The organism is Burkholderia sp. LK4 (assembly GCF_001043615.1).
GTDB lineage: Bacteria > Pseudomonadota > Gammaproteobacteria > Burkholderiales > Burkholderiaceae > Burkholderia > Burkholderia cepacia.
The window spans coordinates 65,087-80,628 of the sequence record NZ_LDUL01000061.1; the positions used below are offsets into that span (position 1 = coordinate 65,087).

The following is a 15,542-nucleotide window of genomic DNA, read 5'->3' on the forward strand; positions in this document are numbered from 1 at the left end:
TAGTGTCTGGTTGCATTTTTTCTTGACCGGATCGAGGCTACCCGCGCCGCCTGCGCGCGGCAAAAGATGATTTTTCAACGGGTGTTGAGTCAACTACAATACCCGGCATGTCGCACCTCCCTCCCCTCAGCGCGTTGCGGGCTTTCGAGGCGGCCGTCCGCCTCGGCGGGTTCGCGCGCGCGGCGGTCGAGCTGAACGTGTCGACGAGCGCGGTCAGCCACCAGATTCGCGCGCTCGAGGAATCGCTCGGCGCGCGGCTGCTCGAACGCAGCACGGGGCTCGGCGGCATCGGCCTCACGCCGGCCGGCGAGCGCCTGCTGCCGGCCGTCAGCGACGCGCTGTCGCGCCTCACCGATGCCTGCGCCGAGATTCGCGGCACCGCGCAACGGCTCACCGTCTCCGCCAACGCGCCGTTTTCGGCAATGTGGCTCGCACGCCGCCTCGCGGAATTCTCGTCGCTTCATCCCGACACGCCGCTGCACGCCGTCGTGCTCGACGACGAACCGGATTTCGCGCGCAGCGGCGTCGATCTGGCGATCGTGCACGTGCCCGCGCACCGGCTGCGGGACGACGACGACGTGCTGATCCGGGAGACGGTGTTCCCGGTGTGCAGCCCCGAGCTGTTTCCGTACGCATCGGGGCACGTGTGCCGCTCGCGGCTGCTGCAGGAGATGCACGAGAACAGCCCCGAGATCGACTGGCACAACTGGGCATCGGAATTCGGCTTGCCGGACGACTTCGAGACGAAGATCGTCCGTTACAGCAGTTTCAGCCAGGTGATCGGCGCGGCGGTCGGCGGCGCGGGCATCGCGCTCGGCCGCGTGCCGCTGATCGAGCCCGAACTGCGCAGCGGGCGCCTGGTGCCGCTGGTGCCGGGCCTCGCACGCGATGCGTCATGGCGCTTCGTGCTGCGTCGCAACCCGTCCGCGCGGCACCGGCTGCTCGATCCGTTGATCGCGTTCCTGCGTCGCGAAGCCGAAACCGAAGCCGCGCCACCCGCCACGCTCGCGAAGATCGTTGCGCCCGCATCCAACGACAGTCACGCGCGCGGCGCGGGCGGCGCCTGACGGGCCGGCACACGAAGCCGGCCTCGCCTCGCCTTGCCTGCCGGCGCCTACGGCGCAGCGAAGAACAACGCGACCACGCACGCCATCCCGCCGAACCACACGAGCGAACGCAGCGATGCCCAGTTCAGCAGGTACATCAGCGTGTAGACGATCCGGATCGCGACGAACGCCATCGCGAGCTGGTCGACGCGATGCACGTTCGCGCCGTTGTGCCATGCCACCACCAGCGCGGCCGTGAACAGCGCGAGCGCCTCCCATGCGTTCTGGTGCGCGGCCTGCGCCCGCGCGCGCCAGCCTTCGAGCTTCGCCAGGTAGTCGCGCGGCGCGCGGTTGTCGTAACCCTTGCGGGCCTTCGCGAGAAACGTCATCGTGAACGGCAACAGCGCGACGATGAACAGGCACAGCTGGGACGTCGTCATCAAAAGTCTCCTCCTTTATCGTTACATTGATCAATGACAAGATCGCCGAGAGCTTAGCATTGCGTCATGCCGTTCGCGCACCGGTTTTCTAGACGGGAGACTCGGCTGCGCGGCCTGTCGACAGAAGCGCCCAGCCGGGACGAACACAAAAATTTCAACCAAATCGTCGACAAATACGTTAATTAAAACTGGTCGAACACCAATAAGATAGCGTTCAACACTGGCCCGGCGTGTTTTCGCGCCGGACTGCCGAACCCACGCCGCCGCGCGCGCCCAACGACATCCGATCCGAGACATCGCCATGCCCCGTCCCATCGTCGCCCATATCCGCCCCGACGCCATCCGCCACAACCTCGACTTCATCCGCCGCACCGCCGCGCAATCGCGCGTGTGGGCCGTCGTCAAGGCCGACGCATACGGCCACGGCATCGAGCGGATCTATCCGGGCCTCGCCGCCGCCGACGGCATCGCGCTGCTCGACCTCGACGAAGCCGTGCGCGTGCGCGAGCTCGGCTGGGACAAGCCCGTGCTGCTGCTCGAGGGGATCTTCGAGCCGGCCGACGTCGAGCTGGCCGACCGTCATCGGCTGACGGTGTCCGTGCACTGCGACGAACAGCTCGACCTGCTGATCGCGGCAAAGCCGCGGCAGCCGATCGACATCCAGCTCAAGATGAACTCCGGGATGAACCGCCTCGGCTACCGGCCCGACGTTTTCCGCGCGGCGTGGGAGCGCGCGGCCGGCGCGCCGTCGATCGGCAAGATCACGCTGATGATGCATTTCGCGAACGCCGACGAAGGCCAGGCCGACTGGCAGCTCGAACAGTTCGATGCGGCCACGGCGGGGATTCCCGGCGAGCGCTCGACGTCGAACTCGGCGGCCGTGCTGTGGCATCCGCACGCGCACCGCGACTGGGTGCGGCCCGGCACGATCCTGTACGGTGCATCGCCGACGGGTGTGTCGCGGGATATCGCCGACACGCCGCTGATGCCCGCGATGACGCTGACGAGCAAGATCATCGGCGTGCAGACGCTCGCGCCGGAAGAAACCGTCGGCTACGGCCGCCGCTTCACGGCCGACCGGCCGATGCGGATCGGCGTCGTCGCATGCGGTTATGCGGACGGCTATCCGCGCCATGCGCCGACCGGCACGCCGATCGCGGTGGACGGCGTGATGACGCGCGTCGTCGGCCGCGTGTCGATGGACATGCTGACCGTCGACCTGACGCCGTGCCCGGACGCGGGCATCGGGTCGAGCGTCGAGCTGTGGGGCGACCAGGTGAAGGTGGACGACGTGGCGGAAGCCAGCGGCACGATCGGCTACGAGCTGATGTGCGCGCTCGCGCGCCGCGTGCCGGTCGTGATCGTGCCGCCCGGTGCGTCGAGCGAACAGCCGGCGCTGCGGACCGGAAGCTACGGGCGCTGACACGGGTCGCTGCGGCGGCGCGCGGCCGCGCGCTACGCCGCAAGTGCCGCTTCGGTTGCGGGCTGCCTCGGGCAGCCCGTTCGTTTTCCGGTGGACGGGACAGGCCCGGGTTACGGCCCTTCCGCGCCGTTCGCCGGCCTTCGACGTCGCACTACGAACGCCACGTCGGCTTGCGCTTCTCGAGGAACGCGTCGATCCCCTCGCCCGCATCCTCTTCCATCATGTTGCGCGCCATCACGTCGCCCGCATACGCATAGGCTTCGTCGAGCGGCAACTCGCGCTGGCGATAGAACATCTGCTTGCCGTAGCGCACCGCGGCCGGGCTCTTCGCGACGATCTCGGCGACCTTGCGTGCGACGGCCGCGTCGAGCGCGTCCTCGGGCACGGCCTCGTTGACGAGCCCCCACGCGGCGGCCGTCGCCGCATCGACGAAACGCCCGGTCACGAGCATGTCGAACGCGCGCTTCGCCGTGACGTTGCGGCTCAACGCAACGGCCGGCGTCGAACAGAACAGCCCGACGTTGATGCCCGATACCGCGAAGCGCGCGGTATCGGCCGCGATGGCCAGATCGCACGCGGCGACGAGCTGGCAACCGGCCGCCGTCGCGATGCCGTGCACGCGTGCGATCACCGGCACCGGCAACGCGCGCATCGCGAGCATCACGCGGCTGCATAGCGCGAACAGCGTGCGGTAGTAATCGAGCTCGGGCGTGCCGCGCATCTGCCGCAGGTCGTGGCCCGCGCAGAACGCCCGGCCTTCGGCGGCCAGCACGACGCAGCGCACGTGCGGATCGGCCGCCAGCGTATCGAACGCATCGTGCAGGCTCGCGAGCATCGCCTCGGATAACGCGTTGAATTGCTGCGGGCGATTCAGTCGCAGCGTGACGACGCCGTCGTGCGCGTCGCGCAACAGGATCGGCCCGGCAGTCTCTTGATCGGATTCCATGATGATTCGCTCGACGGGGTTCGGCAGGGTTCGACACGACGTGAACGCGCGGCGGCGATGCACGCACGTTCACGGCACGGTGTTGAAATCGTCCTCCACATTCCGTGCGGCGTCCAGTCGTGGCGCAGCGGGCTCAAACGCTCAGGCCCTCACGCGCGCTTGCGCCACGCGCGCACGCCCAATCGCAATTGAACGACGCCGCCGACGAAAAAGACCATGCCCATCCCGCCGAGGGCCAGTACGGCTCCCCAGATCGCACCGAACGTATTCATCTGCGCGGTCATCCTGGGCGCGTCGGGCGCGTAGCGCACCTCGACCGCCTCACCGTCCTGCACGCTGACACCGCCGCCCTGCGCGTATTCGACCTTCTCGCCCGCGAGCGTCGTGAACGCGATCTCCGGATGATGCGGACCCGCGTTCAGCCTGATGACGCGCCCCGGCACGACGACCGAGGTCCGCAGGAATTCACGCGTCGACTGCGCGTACAGCGCGACGGCGATCAGCATGCACGTGCCCACGACGGTAAACACGACGCCCTTCGCGATCAGCGTCTCCGTCTGCGGCGCGGCGCCGGCGCCGGATCCGGACAACCGGCCGCTCACCTTACGGGCGCGACGAGTAGAACGACACGTCGATCTTCGACTGCGTCTTGCAGCGGTACATCACGCCGCGCCCCGTTTCGTCGGTCGTGCCTTCGTACGGCCCGTTGCAGCCGATGACCTTGTACTTCGCGAACGGAACGCGCTTGCCGTCCGTCGGCCGGACCAGCACCGGGATGCGCCCCATCGGGCCGTCGCCGATCGTGCGGACGAGCACCATGCGCGCCGCGTCGATCGGCGCGGCGGAACGCACGTAGGCCGTGCGCCCCTGCGCGTCGGTGGTGCCTTCGACTTCGAGTTCCTGGTTGTCCTGGGCCGCGCTCGTGTACAGCGCAAACGCATAATGCGTGTTCGGCAGTGGCTGTTTCGTCGCGGGATCGTGCAGCACGAAATAACACCCGTTCGCGCCCTTGCCGGCCGTCACCTGTCCATCGGCCTGCGTGGGGTAGCACGTATACGACGAACCGCTGCCGACGGCGGCGGCCTGTTGTGCATTCTGCTGCGCGGTACCGGCGCACCCGCCTGCCAGCGCAGCCGCCAGCGTCACGCATGTGCCGCGCACGAGCGCGGCCCGAGCGATTTTGTGTTTCATGGGAAAGTGTCCCGTTCCTGATTGTTGTGGATGCCGGGCGTGCCGCGCATGTCGCGCAGGCACGCCGCCCTCGGCACCCGCAGGATACGGACATCGCGGCACGCTGTAAATTGCGCACGCGGCCCGCCGCACCGCGCGACTACCCGCCGCTCGCGACGCGCGCGATCGTCTGCCGCAGCCAGATATGTGCGGCGTCGCCGTGCCGGCGCGCGTGCCAGTGCTGCGCGAACTCGAACGAATCGATCGGGAACGGCGGTTCGAACACGCGCAGGCGCGCATCGTCGCGCACGCGGTCGAGATTGCGTCGCGCGACGGTCAGCACGAGGTCGGTGCCGGCGATCAGGTCGTTCGCGACGCCCCAGAACGGCAGGATCACCGCGATGTGCCGCTCGCGGCGCAGCCGCGAGAGCGCGCGATCGACTTCGTTGTCCATCCCGTCGCGCATCGCGACCAGCGCATGCGGCCGCGCGAGCCACGCGTCGAGCGCGAGTTCGCCGCGGCGCGGCAGGCGGCCCGCGTCGGCCACGCACGCGAACGATTCGACGAACAGCGGCTGCGCATGCAGGTCGTGCTGCAACGCGGGCAGCACGCCGAGCGCGAGGTCGATCTCGCCGTCCATCAACTGCATCCGCATCGCCTCGCGCGTGGCCTGCGACACGATCAGCTCGATGCCCGGCGCATCGGCACGCAGCGTCTTCACGAGCGCCGGCAGCACGATCCGCGCGCCGTAGTCGGACATCGCGATGCGAAAGACGCGCGTGGCCGCGGACGGGTCGAACGCCGGCGGCTCGATCAGCGCACCGAGCCGGGCGAGCACGTCGTTCAGCGGCTCGACGAGTTCGTTCGCGCGCGCGGTCAGCTCGAGCCGGCCCGCGCGCCGCACGAGCAGCGGATCGCCGAAGATCTCGCGCAGCCGCGCGAGCGCGTGGCTCACGGCCGGCTGGCTGCGGTGCAGCCGGACGGCGGTGCGCGAGATGTGCCTTTCGCTCAGCAGCGCATGCAGCGTCACGAGCAGGTTCAGGTCGATGCGGGCCAGGTTATTCATGAAAGGAATATGAAGCATCCGAAGAACGAATTTCCATTCGCCATCTTAATGGACGACACTCATTTCAATATCCTTTCGCGACCGACCACGATGACGACGTCCCTTTCCTTCGCCACCCTTCCGCTCGCCGCCGCGGCTTTCGCCGCCGGCGCGCTCGTGCCGCTGCAAGGCGGCAGCAACGCCGCGCTCGGGCGCGCGCTCGGCCACCCGCTGTGGGCGAGCGTCGCGTCGCTGACGGTCAGCCTGCTCGCGGTGCTGCCCGTGCTGCTGGCCACCCGCGCGAACGCGCCGCTCGTCGGCGACGCGCTGCAGCGCCCGCTGTGGATGTGGCTCGGCGGCCTCGCGGGCGTGATCTACATCACGCTCGCGCTGATCCTGACGCCGCGGCTCGGCGCGACGACCTTCATCGTGTGCGTCGTCGCCGGGCAGACGCTCGCGTCGCTGCTGATCGACCACTACGGGCTGATGGGGCTCGCGCAACGGCTCGCGACACCCGGCCGCGTCGCGGGCGTCGCGCTGATCTTCGCGGGGATGATCGTCGTGCAATGGCAGACGCCCGCGCCACGCGTGCCTGCCGCAACCGGCGAAGCAGCGACCGCGCAACCCGAACCGCAGCGCTGAATGCGCGACCGGTCGCGGGCGCGCCCCGGCGCCCGGTGCGTCAGCCCGCGAGTTTCTTCAGCGCGTCGAGCACCGCGTCGCCCTTGAACGGCTTCACGATCCAGCCCTTCACGCCGGCGGCCTTGCCGCGCTCCTTCATCGCCGGGCTGCTTTCGGTCGTCAGCATCACGACGTTGACCGTCGAATTCGCCAGTTCGCCGCGGATCTTCTCGACCATCGTCAGGCCGTCCATGTTCGGCATGTTCACGTCGCTGATCACGAGGCGCACGCCGGGCGTCGCCTTGAGCTTCGCGAGCCCGTCCTTGCCGTCGACGGCCGTCGCGACGTCGAGCCCGTGATTGCGCAGGAAACCCGCGACCTCGTCGCGCACCGTGCCCGAATCGTCGACCACCAGAATCTTTGCCATGCTGTATTCCCCTTTCCTTGTTGCGACTTCAACATTCAAAACAGTTCGAGTTCACCCGATTCGACCATCGGCCCCACGTCCTGCACCGATTCGCGGAAATCCTCCGGCGACCAGCTCAGGCTGAACACGAAGCGCTGGTCGATGCAGACGGCGCGCCCCGATGCCGGGTCGGTCATCCGGTACTTGAAGCAGAGCTGCGGGCAGTCGCCGCCGAACGAGATGAACTTCTGCTTGTGATTGACGACGAGCGGCACCTGCACCGGATGGCGCGCCAGCGCCTCGGCGTCGCCGAGATAGCGGTTCTTGAACGCGCCCCACACGAGATTGGTGAGTTCGCCGAGCACGCTGTTCACGTCGCGGAAATCCGGCGCGCGGCCGGCGTCGCGCGTGCCGCCGAGCATGTCGAGCAGCGGCTGCTCGCTCGTCTGCAGCAGCATGTAGCCGCGGCACCACGCACTTTCGAGCGCGATGAGGCTGAACACTTCGCCGAAGATGATCTGGTCGCGCACGATGCACGGCGTTTCGTGCTCGATCGTCATGCCCGGGAACAGGCTGTCGATGCGCGCCTCGGTGATCTCGGAGATGCCGCGCACGAGCGCGTTCGGGTAATCGCGGCCGAACAGGTATTCGTCGATCGCGCGTTTGAGCGGCGTCATGTCGTCCGCGACGTAGGCCGCGCACGCAACACGCGCGAGCGCCTCCGGCAACCCGTCGCGCGACGCATGCGAGTCGCGGCGCAGGATGATCGGCAGCTCGGGGCGCAGCGCATCGATCTGCGTCGCGATGATCGCGCTCTCGGCCGGCGAGCCGCCGTAATCCTCGGCCAGCAGGATCGCGCCGAGGTCGATGTTCGAACGCAGCACCTTCAGCAGCCGGTTGCGCCGCACGGTCAGGCCGACCAGGTTGTGCTCGTCGCAAAAACGCTTGATCGCGTCGGCGTGCGCGCGACTGTCGTCCAGCACGAGCACCTTGCTGACGGGTTGGTCTACGGTCATCTCAAGGTTTCCTAATGGTCGGTCAGGGTCGGTCAGAACAGTTCGAGCTCGCCGCCGGTTTCCATCACGGCCGTTTCCGGCACATGGAAATCGACCGGCGCGTTCGCGCATACGCACAGCGTCGCGCCGACCCGCACGTCGCCGTCGAGCGTCAGGTCGTAAGCGGCCACGTGATCGGGCGACAGCGCGCCCAGGTAATCGATGCTCGATCCGCTCAGCAGATAAGGCGTCGACATCCCCAGGTCGGGAAACGGGACGGTCAGCGCCTGGTTGATCGCGCCGCAGCACAGGTTCGCGACTTCCATGAACGCTTCGGGCAGCGGCCGCTGGCTGCCGGTGCCCGCAGTCGCGCCAGCGAAATAGCGGCGCGTCGCGTCGTCGTCGCTGAAGCGCAGCGCGAGCAGCAGGCGGAAATGCAGCGCCGAGATCGTCAGCGCCGCGACGTGCTCGGGCACCGTCGGCTTCGCGCGCGACTTCGCGTGTGCGTGATCGTGCGCGTCGTGCGCCGCGCCGGTGGACGGCCGGATGTCGCACGCACCGCCGGATGCGAGCCGCGTGCGCGCCGCATCGAAGAAGATCCGCTCGAAACCGGCTTTCGCCTGCGCGCTGATCACGCCGCGCCTCCGTCGATCCGCGCATGCAGTTGCCCGGCCAGCGCCTCGACGGTTGCGAGCGCGGCCGTGATCATCTTGCCGCCGGCCTGGATGTCCTGGAACGTCGCGGCCGTCACGAGATCGTTGCGGTTCAGGCTGTCGCGATAGCTGTTCGACAGCTGCTGCGAGCGCGCGGCCAGCCCGCGCACCTCGCTCGCGACGATCGAGAAGCCGCGCCCGGCCGTGCCGGCGCGCGCCGCCTCGATCGACGCGTTCAGCGACACGATCGACACGTGCGCGACGATCGCCGACAGTTCCTGGTTCTTCGTGCGCATGTCCTGATTCTGCGTGGTCAGCGAGATCATCTGCTCGTGCCAGCGCTCGAAGGTGCCGGCGAGCCCGCGCAGGCGCGCGGCTTCGTCGGCGATCTTCTGCGCGTGCTGCGCCAGCGCGGCGCGATCGGCCGACATGGCCTGCAGCGCGTCACGCTGCGTGCCGGCCGCGGAAGTCTCGCGTGCCAGCGCCTCCTCGAGCTGCGCCTCGCGGTGCGCCCATGCGTCGGCCGCCTCCGCGTGCGCGGCCGCCGCCTGTTCGGCACGCTCGCCGGCCGCGTCGAGCGCATCGCGCAACGTGCGCGCATCGCGCTCCAGCACCGCAACGAGCCGCTTGCGCATCACGCGAAAACCGATCGCCGCCACGACTGCGACGACTGCGCCGCCCGCCAGCGCGGCGGCCATCTGGATCATCCACGCCTGCACGATCACGTCGTCACTCCACCGTGCCGACGTCCGCGCTGCGCGCGCGCTCGTGAGCGGCACCGTCCGCCGCGAAGCGGGCCGGCAACGACACGATCGTTTCGAACGCACGATACGGCGCGCCGACACGATCGTCGGTGAAGCGCAGCGCGATATCGCCACCGTCGCGCTTCAGGAAGTTGCGCACCGCGTCCATGCCGACGCCGCGCCCCGACACTTCGGTCACGGCACTCGCGGTCGAGAAACCCGGGCGGAAGATCAGCTCGGCCACCGCGTCGTCGGACAGCGCCGCGTCGTGGTCGGCATCGATCCAGCCGCGCTCGCGCGCGATGCCGCGAATCCGGTCGAGCGCGAGGCCGCGGCCGTCGTCGCTCAGCACGAACCACAGCTCGCCGCCGCCCACGCCGACCGCGATGTCGATCGTGCCGGATGCCGCCTTGCCCGCCGCGCGGCGTTCGTCGGACGATTCGATCCCGTGGTCGATCGCGTTGCGCAGCAGGTGCATGAACACGTTCTTCAGCGTCGCGACGATTTCGCTGCGCACGCGCTGGCCGTGGCTGTCGATATGCACGACGGGCGCCGGCTTGCCGAGTTCGGCCGCGAGCGACGGCAGCGACTCGATCACGCCGCCGAGCGCATCGCCGATCCCCTGCGTGCCGAGCTGGCTCAGCATGCGGCGTACGGCATCGCGTGCCGCGTGCCAGTCGGCCGCGTTCGCCGGATCGGCGCCGTCGAGCACGCGCAGGCTCTCGCTGATGTGCGCGCGCTCGACCATCAGGAAGTCGGCGTCGCCCTGCACCGCGTCACCGCTGCGGCCCAACGTGACCGCGTTGATCGTCGCGTAGTGCTCGACAGCCTCGCGCACGCGCGCCAGGTCGTCCATCAGCGCGTCGCGGTTCCACTCGGGGCCGCCGTCCGCGCGGCGCAGCGAGTCGTACGCCTGCTCCGCTTCGTGGACGATGTTCGTCAGGTGCTGGAGGCTGTACGTGCGTGCATTGCCCTTGATCGTGTGCATGTTGCGGAACAGCGCCGCGACGATCGAGTGATCGGCGCGCTCGTGCTGGCGGATCATCCGCTCGTTCTCGCTGAGGAAACCCTTCGCGCTGTGCACGAAGTCGTGGAACTTGTCCTGGCTGATCGACAGGATCTCGCCGATCATCTCGAGGCGGCGCTGCTGCTCGCCGGCCTGCGCGGTCAGCTCGCGGATCTCGGTCACGTCGCGCACGCACAGCATCAGGCGCACCACCGTGTCGGTCTCGTCGGTGATCGCCGACCAGCTCAGGTCGAGCCACTTCTCGCGGCCGTCCGGCATCCGCTTCGCGACTTCATTCACCAGCAGGTGCTCGTTGAACTCGAAGTTCATGCTGTCTTCGCCGAGGCACGCATGCACGGCCGCGTCGACCTGCGAACGCGCGTCGGCGCCGATCGCCGAATCGTCGAACACGAGCGCCATCAGGTCGCGGCCGGCGATGTCGCTCGTCTCGAAGATGGTCTCCAGGTACGCCGAATACTCGGCATGCACGACGCCGCCTTCGACGACGGTCAGGATCCCCTGCTGCATGTTCTGCAGCATCGCCTGGATGTCCGCCGTCTTCTGCTTGAGCTGCGCGGCGTTCTCCTGGATCTTCTCGATCATCCCGTTGAACGCGACGATCGAATGGCCGATTTCGTCCATCCGGCCCACCGGCACGCGGCGCGTGAAATCCTGGCTCGCCGCGATCTCGCTCATCGCCGTCTGCATCCCGATCAGCGGGCGCGTGATCTGGCGATACAGCAGCAAGCCGAGCGCGGTCAGCAGCACGATCACCGTGCCGGCGACGCCCGCGATCGCGGTCGCCGTCGTCGAGAGCATCCCGTTCAGCGCGCTGATCGCGACGTCCTTCTGACGGTTCTTCTCGACGCGCAGCGTGTCGACGATGCTTTCGAGTTCGTCGCGATACTGCGCGACGTTCGCGAACAGGTACGCCTGTGCCATCTCCGACTTGCCGTCGGCCTTCATCTTCACGGTGTCGTCGATCGCCGCGAAATAGTTCGCCGCGCTGTCCTTCGCCTGCGACACGAGCCCGACCTGCGCCTGGCCGACCGCCGACTTCGCCTGCACGTCGAGTGCGGCGCGCAGCGCGGCCTGCTTCGTCTTCAGCTCGTCGCGCGCCTGGGCGGCGGTATTCGCGTCGGGCGCGTAGACGAGCGTCATCGTCGCGATCTGGATGTTCTTCACATCGGCGACGAGATCGGCCGACGCGAGCGCGCTCGGCACGATGCCCTGGGTGACCTGACGCACCTCCGACGCGCTCTTGCGCGTCTGGTACACGGCATAGATGCCGATCGCGGACAGCGCGAAGAACGTCAGGACGACTAGCAGCGTAATGCGATGACGGATGGTCATGAGTCCAGCTCCCCGCGGCGATCCGGCTTCGACCGCCGTTTGGTCTATTGAAAGAATGTGAGCGCCGAATTATCGGGGATGGTGTATGACGCTCCGATGACCGGAAATCAATCGTTCATTGATAAAAATGCAATGAATAATTGTGGCGAAAGAACCCTAAAGTATTGCCGGGATCTGCCGTTAACCTTGCGCCTCAAGGCTTCTGCCGGCGCGCCTGCGCGATCGTAAATCCGGGATTCGGATATTTTGTTTTTATTTATTCGATCCGCGAATTGACCGCCAAATGGATTTCGTAAAACGTTTGCGAATTATCGGCGAATCCGGTTGAATGCGCGATTTTTTATTGCCGGTGAATCATTGGACGGACGGGTGAAAACGATACCGCCCGCCCCGGGGCCGACGATGCGATGAACGGCATCGTCGGCCCCCGGGCGGGCGTGACCGGCGGCCGGTCAGTGGCTGCTGGCGCGGGTCGCTCCCAGGCCCGTTTCCGAGCGCACCTGCTGCGCGGCGAACGCCCCCTTCTCCGAGCGAGCGCGCGCGCTCGTGTCGAGCACCGAGAACAGCCACACGCCCACGAAGCCGATGGTCATCGAGAACAGTGCGGGCGACGTGTACGGGAACCATGCCGAACCCTTCGGATAACCAAGCGTCGCCTCCCACACCGACGGCGACACGATGGTCAGCCCCACCGACGAGACCAGGCCCAGGAACCCGCCGATGACGGCGCCGCGCGTGGTGCATCCCTTCCACATCATCGACAGGAACAGCACCGGAAAATTGGCCGACGCCGCGACGGCAAAGGCCAGCGACACCATGAACGCGACGTTCTGCTTCTCGAACGCGATGCCCAGCAGCACGGCGATCACGCCGAGCACCAGCGTCGTGATGCGCGACACCTTCAGTTCGTCGGCACTGTCGGCCTTGCCGTTCTTGAAGACGGTCGCATAGAGATCGTGCGACACCGCGGACGCGCCGGACAGCGTGAGCCCCGCGACCACGGCCAGGATCGTCGCGAAGGCCACGGCCGAGATGAAGCCGTAGAACACGTCGCCGCCCACCGTCTTGGCCACCAGCACCGCGGCCATGTTGGCCGTGCCCGCGCCGCCCTTGATCACGCCCTTGGCCACGTCGGACAGCTCGGGATTGGTCAGCACCAGCGTGATCGCGCCGAAACCGATGATGAAGATCAGCACGTAGAAATAGCCGATCCAGGTGGTGGCCCAGAACACCGACTTGCGCGCTTCCTTCGCATCCGGCACCGTGAAGAAGCGCATCAGGATGTGCGGCAGGCCGGCGGTGCCGAACATCAGCGCCATGCCGAACGAGATGGCCGAGACCGGATCCTTGATGAACCCGCCCGGCGACATGACCGACAGCCCGATACGGGTCGCGTCGTCCGGCGACTTGCCCGCGTTCGCCGCAATCGCGGTCTTGACCTCCACGGCATGGGCGAACAGCGCCTCCGGGCTGAAGCCGTACTGCGCGAGCACCATGATCGCCATGAACGTCACGCCCGCGAGCAGCATGCATGCCTTGATGATCTGCACCCAGGTGGTCGCGGTCATGCCGCCGAACAGCACGTAGACCATCATCAGCGCGCCGACGATCACGACGGCCACCCAGTAGTCGAGACCGAACAGCAGCTTGATGAGCTGCCCGGCGCCCACCATCTGCGCGATCAGGTAGAACGCCACCACCACCAGCGTGCCGACCGCGGCGAAACTGCGGATCGGCCCCTGCTCGAAGCGGTAGCCTGCGACGTCGGCGAAGGTGAACTTGCCGAGGTTGCGCAGCCGCTCGGCCATCAGGAACGTGATGACCGGCCAGCCGACCAGAAAGCCGATCGAATAGATCAGGCCGTCGTAACCCGACGTCATCACCGCGGCGGAAATGCCGAGGAAGGAGGCGGCCGACATGTAGTCGCCCGAAATGGCCAGCCCGTTCTGGAACCCGGTAATGCCGCCGCCGGCCGTATAGAAATCCGCGGCGGAACGCGTGCGGGAAGCCGCCCACTTGGTGATCCACAGCGTCCCTGCCACGAACAGCGCGAACAGGACGATGGCCGTGGTGTTGGTCGCCTGCTTGGCGGTCTGCCCGACATCGCCGCCGCCCGCGACGGCCACGCCGCACGCGCCCGCGGCCAGCAGCGCGACCAGCATCGTCGAAAGTGTCTTGTTCATCGGGCGACATCCTGCAGGATGTCCTGCGTCAGTTGGTCGTATTCGTTGTTGGCGCGGCGCACGTAGATGCCGGTGATGACGACGGTGAACACGATCACCGCCATGCCGATCGGCACGCCGACACTCGTCACGCCGGTGCTCACGGGCTTCGCGAGAAACGACTTGTCGAATGCGATCAGTGCGATGTAGCCGTAGTAGACGATCAGCATCAGCACGGTCAGGCAGATGCCGAGCGTATTGCGCCGTCGCTTGAGCTGCGCATACTTCGGATGCGCTTCGATTTTTTTCACCAACCCATCATGCATCGCCTGTCTCCTGGTTTGCTTTTTGAATGAGTTCGGCGATTCTGAATAGCGAAGCTGACTGCGTGCTTACTCGATCGTGCGCGCGCGGTATTCCGGGCACTATGGTTTTCCCTAGCGCTGCGGGGCGCTGCGTGGCATTTCAGCAGCGAGGCCGGTCCGCGTCACCGTTCATGGATCGAGCGCGCCGCCCGACCAGCCGGCCGACGGCTGCGATCCCGTGAGCTTCAACGCGACATCGCCCTGCGCGACCAGCCGCTCGCGGTTGCGTGTGATGATCCGCCCGGCCTGCGGCGCGCACAGCACATGCTCGCTGCCGGGCACGCCCGGATGCGCGACGATCCGTGCAACGCGCTCGCCGGCCTCGACCGTCGCGCCGAGTTCGCGTTCGTAGACGAGCACGCCCGACGCGGGCGCGAGTATCGTTTCCATGTGCGCGATCGGTACAGCCTCGCCATGCCAGCCGGGAACGCCCGGCGATTCCGCGATCACGCCGCGGCCGCGCAGGAACGCGAGCACGCCGTCGGCGTCGCGCTCGGCGATTGCGTCCGACACATCGGATTGACCGCGCAGCTCGACGGTCGCGACGAGCCGGTCGCGCAGCCCGCCGTCGCGGGTCCAGTGCGCGGCGACGGCGCCTTCGAACGCGCCGTCGTCGTCCTCGTCCCACAGGATCGCGACATCGGCGCCGAGCGCCGCGGCAAGGTCGCGGCCGGCAGGCCACAGGTCGCGATGCAGGTACAGGTACGGCAACGCCTCGGAATCGGTATGGAGATCGAGCACGATATCGGCGTCGCACGCGGCCGTGAGCAGCGTGCGCTGCCATGCGGCGAACGTCGTCGCCGGCCGGCGCATCGCCGCGGATTCGTGGAAATGCCGGTTGAAATTGCGGTGCGTCGTTTCGTGGAATCGGCCCAGCAGCCGCCCCTGCCGGAACTGTGCGAGCCCGAGCGGATTGGCCTGCGGCACGACGGTCACCGTGCCGCGCAGCACGCCGCGATCGTGCGCCGCGCGCAGTTGCGGCAGCAGCCGGTGCAGCACCAGCATGCCCGCGATCTCGTCCGCATGCACGCCGGCCTGCAGGTGCACGCGCGGCCCGTCGCCGGCCGACAGCCGCCACGCGCGGATCGCGAGCGGCTGCCCGTTGTCGCCCGGCACCGGCCAGGTCAGCGTTTCGATCATCGTCTTTGCTCCTTCAGGGCCGGCGCGT

At 67.8% G+C, this 15,542-nt stretch carries 16 protein-coding genes; 3 read left to right on the plus strand and 13 right to left on the minus strand.

What is annotated here, in order from left to right; genetic code table 11:
* Window positions 1-107 precede the first annotated feature (107 nt).
* The gene (locus VK92_RS28020) at window positions 108-1,067 is read left to right on the plus strand and encodes a LysR family transcriptional regulator (RefSeq protein WP_042976269.1); all 960 of its coding nucleotides are present in this window, start codon (window positions 108-110) and stop codon (window positions 1,065-1,067) included.
* Between the two features lie 47 nt (window positions 1,068-1,114).
* Here the strand turns inward: VK92_RS28020 and VK92_RS28025 are convergent, their stop codons facing one another.
* Complete coding sequence (locus tag VK92_RS28025; RefSeq protein ID WP_021161362.1) at window positions 1,115-1,486, minus strand: MAPEG family protein; 372 nt, start codon at window positions 1,484-1,486, stop codon at window positions 1,115-1,117.
* A 301-nt stretch (window positions 1,487-1,787) separates the two neighbouring features.
* Here VK92_RS28025 and alr point away from each other — a divergent pair, with 301 nt between their 5' ends.
* Window positions 1,788-2,909, plus strand: a complete 1,122-nt coding sequence (gene alr, locus VK92_RS28030) for an alanine racemase (RefSeq protein WP_048026020.1) — start codon at window positions 1,788-1,790, stop codon at window positions 2,907-2,909.
* A 151-nt stretch (window positions 2,910-3,060) separates the two neighbouring features.
* Here the strand turns inward: alr and VK92_RS28035 are convergent, their stop codons facing one another.
* The 4 genes from VK92_RS28035 to VK92_RS28050 all read right to left on the minus strand — a co-directional run bounded on the left by VK92_RS28035 (window position 3,061) and on the right by VK92_RS28050 (window position 6,091).
* Window positions 3,061-3,855 (minus strand): enoyl-CoA hydratase, encoded by a 795-nt coding sequence (locus tag VK92_RS28035; RefSeq protein ID WP_048026019.1) that lies wholly within the window; start codon window positions 3,853-3,855, stop codon window positions 3,061-3,063.
* 149 nt (window positions 3,856-4,004) lie between these two features.
* Window positions 4,005-4,361: a DUF3592 domain-containing protein gene (locus VK92_RS28040; protein ID WP_048026055.1), complete on the minus strand. Its 357-nt coding sequence runs from the start codon at window positions 4,359-4,361 to the stop codon at window positions 4,005-4,007.
* Window positions 4,362-4,458: 97 nt separating this feature from the next.
* Window positions 4,459-5,046 (minus strand): hypothetical protein, encoded by a 588-nt coding sequence (locus VK92_RS28045; RefSeq protein ID WP_048026018.1) that lies wholly within the window; start codon window positions 5,044-5,046, stop codon window positions 4,459-4,461.
* Window positions 5,047-5,185: 139 nt separating this feature from the next.
* On the minus strand, window positions 5,186-6,091 hold the full coding sequence (locus tag VK92_RS28050; RefSeq protein ID WP_048026017.1) for a LysR family transcriptional regulator: 906 nt from the start codon (window positions 6,089-6,091) through the stop codon (window positions 5,186-5,188).
* A gap of 90 nt (window positions 6,092-6,181) precedes the next feature.
* Between VK92_RS28050 and VK92_RS28055 the strand changes: the two genes are divergently transcribed.
* Window positions 6,182-6,712 carry a DMT family transporter gene (locus VK92_RS28055; RefSeq protein WP_048026016.1) on the plus strand — a complete coding sequence of 177 codons (531 nt, stop codon included), beginning with the start codon at window positions 6,182-6,184 and terminating at the stop codon, window positions 6,710-6,712.
* 40 nt (window positions 6,713-6,752) lie between these two features.
* On the opposite strand, the gene VK92_RS28060 is transcribed toward VK92_RS28055, so the two are convergent.
* The 8 genes from VK92_RS28060 to VK92_RS28095 all read right to left on the minus strand — a co-directional run bounded on the left by VK92_RS28060 (window position 6,753) and on the right by VK92_RS28095 (window position 15,514).
* Window positions 6,753-7,118 (minus strand): response regulator, encoded by a 366-nt coding sequence (locus tag VK92_RS28060; protein ID WP_011355572.1) that lies wholly within the window; start codon window positions 7,116-7,118, stop codon window positions 6,753-6,755.
* A 35-nt stretch (window positions 7,119-7,153) separates the two neighbouring features.
* Window positions 7,154-8,113: a chemotaxis protein CheX gene (locus VK92_RS28065; protein ID WP_042976276.1), complete on the minus strand. Its 960-nt coding sequence runs from the start codon at window positions 8,111-8,113 to the stop codon at window positions 7,154-7,156.
* Window positions 8,114-8,145: 32 nt separating this feature from the next.
* Window positions 8,146-8,727, minus strand: coding sequence for a hypothetical protein (locus VK92_RS28070; protein WP_048026015.1), 582 nt, complete (start codon window positions 8,725-8,727; stop codon window positions 8,146-8,148).
* Window positions 8,724-9,464, minus strand: coding sequence for a methyl-accepting chemotaxis protein (locus VK92_RS28075; RefSeq protein WP_375141198.1), 741 nt, complete (start codon window positions 9,462-9,464; stop codon window positions 8,724-8,726). The genes VK92_RS28070 and VK92_RS28075 overlap by 4 nt, the downstream gene beginning before the upstream one ends.
* Before the next feature lie 10 nt (window positions 9,465-9,474).
* Window positions 9,475-11,847, minus strand: coding sequence for an MCP four helix bundle domain-containing protein (locus VK92_RS28080; RefSeq protein ID WP_048026014.1), 2,373 nt, complete (start codon window positions 11,845-11,847; stop codon window positions 9,475-9,477).
* Window positions 11,848-12,299: 452 nt separating this feature from the next.
* Entirely contained in the window at window positions 12,300-14,030 is a 1,731-nt protein-coding gene (locus tag VK92_RS28085; protein WP_048026013.1) for a cation acetate symporter, read from the minus strand.
* On the minus strand, window positions 14,027-14,335 hold the full coding sequence (locus VK92_RS28090; RefSeq protein WP_021161374.1) for a DUF485 domain-containing protein: 309 nt from the start codon (window positions 14,333-14,335) through the stop codon (window positions 14,027-14,029). Before VK92_RS28090 ends, VK92_RS28085 begins: the two co-directional genes overlap by 4 nt.
* 168 nt (window positions 14,336-14,503) lie before the next feature.
* Complete coding sequence (locus VK92_RS28095) at window positions 14,504-15,514, minus strand: succinylglutamate desuccinylase/aspartoacylase domain-containing protein (protein WP_048026012.1); 1,011 nt, start codon at window positions 15,512-15,514, stop codon at window positions 14,504-14,506.
* Window positions 15,515-15,542 lie beyond the last annotated feature (28 nt).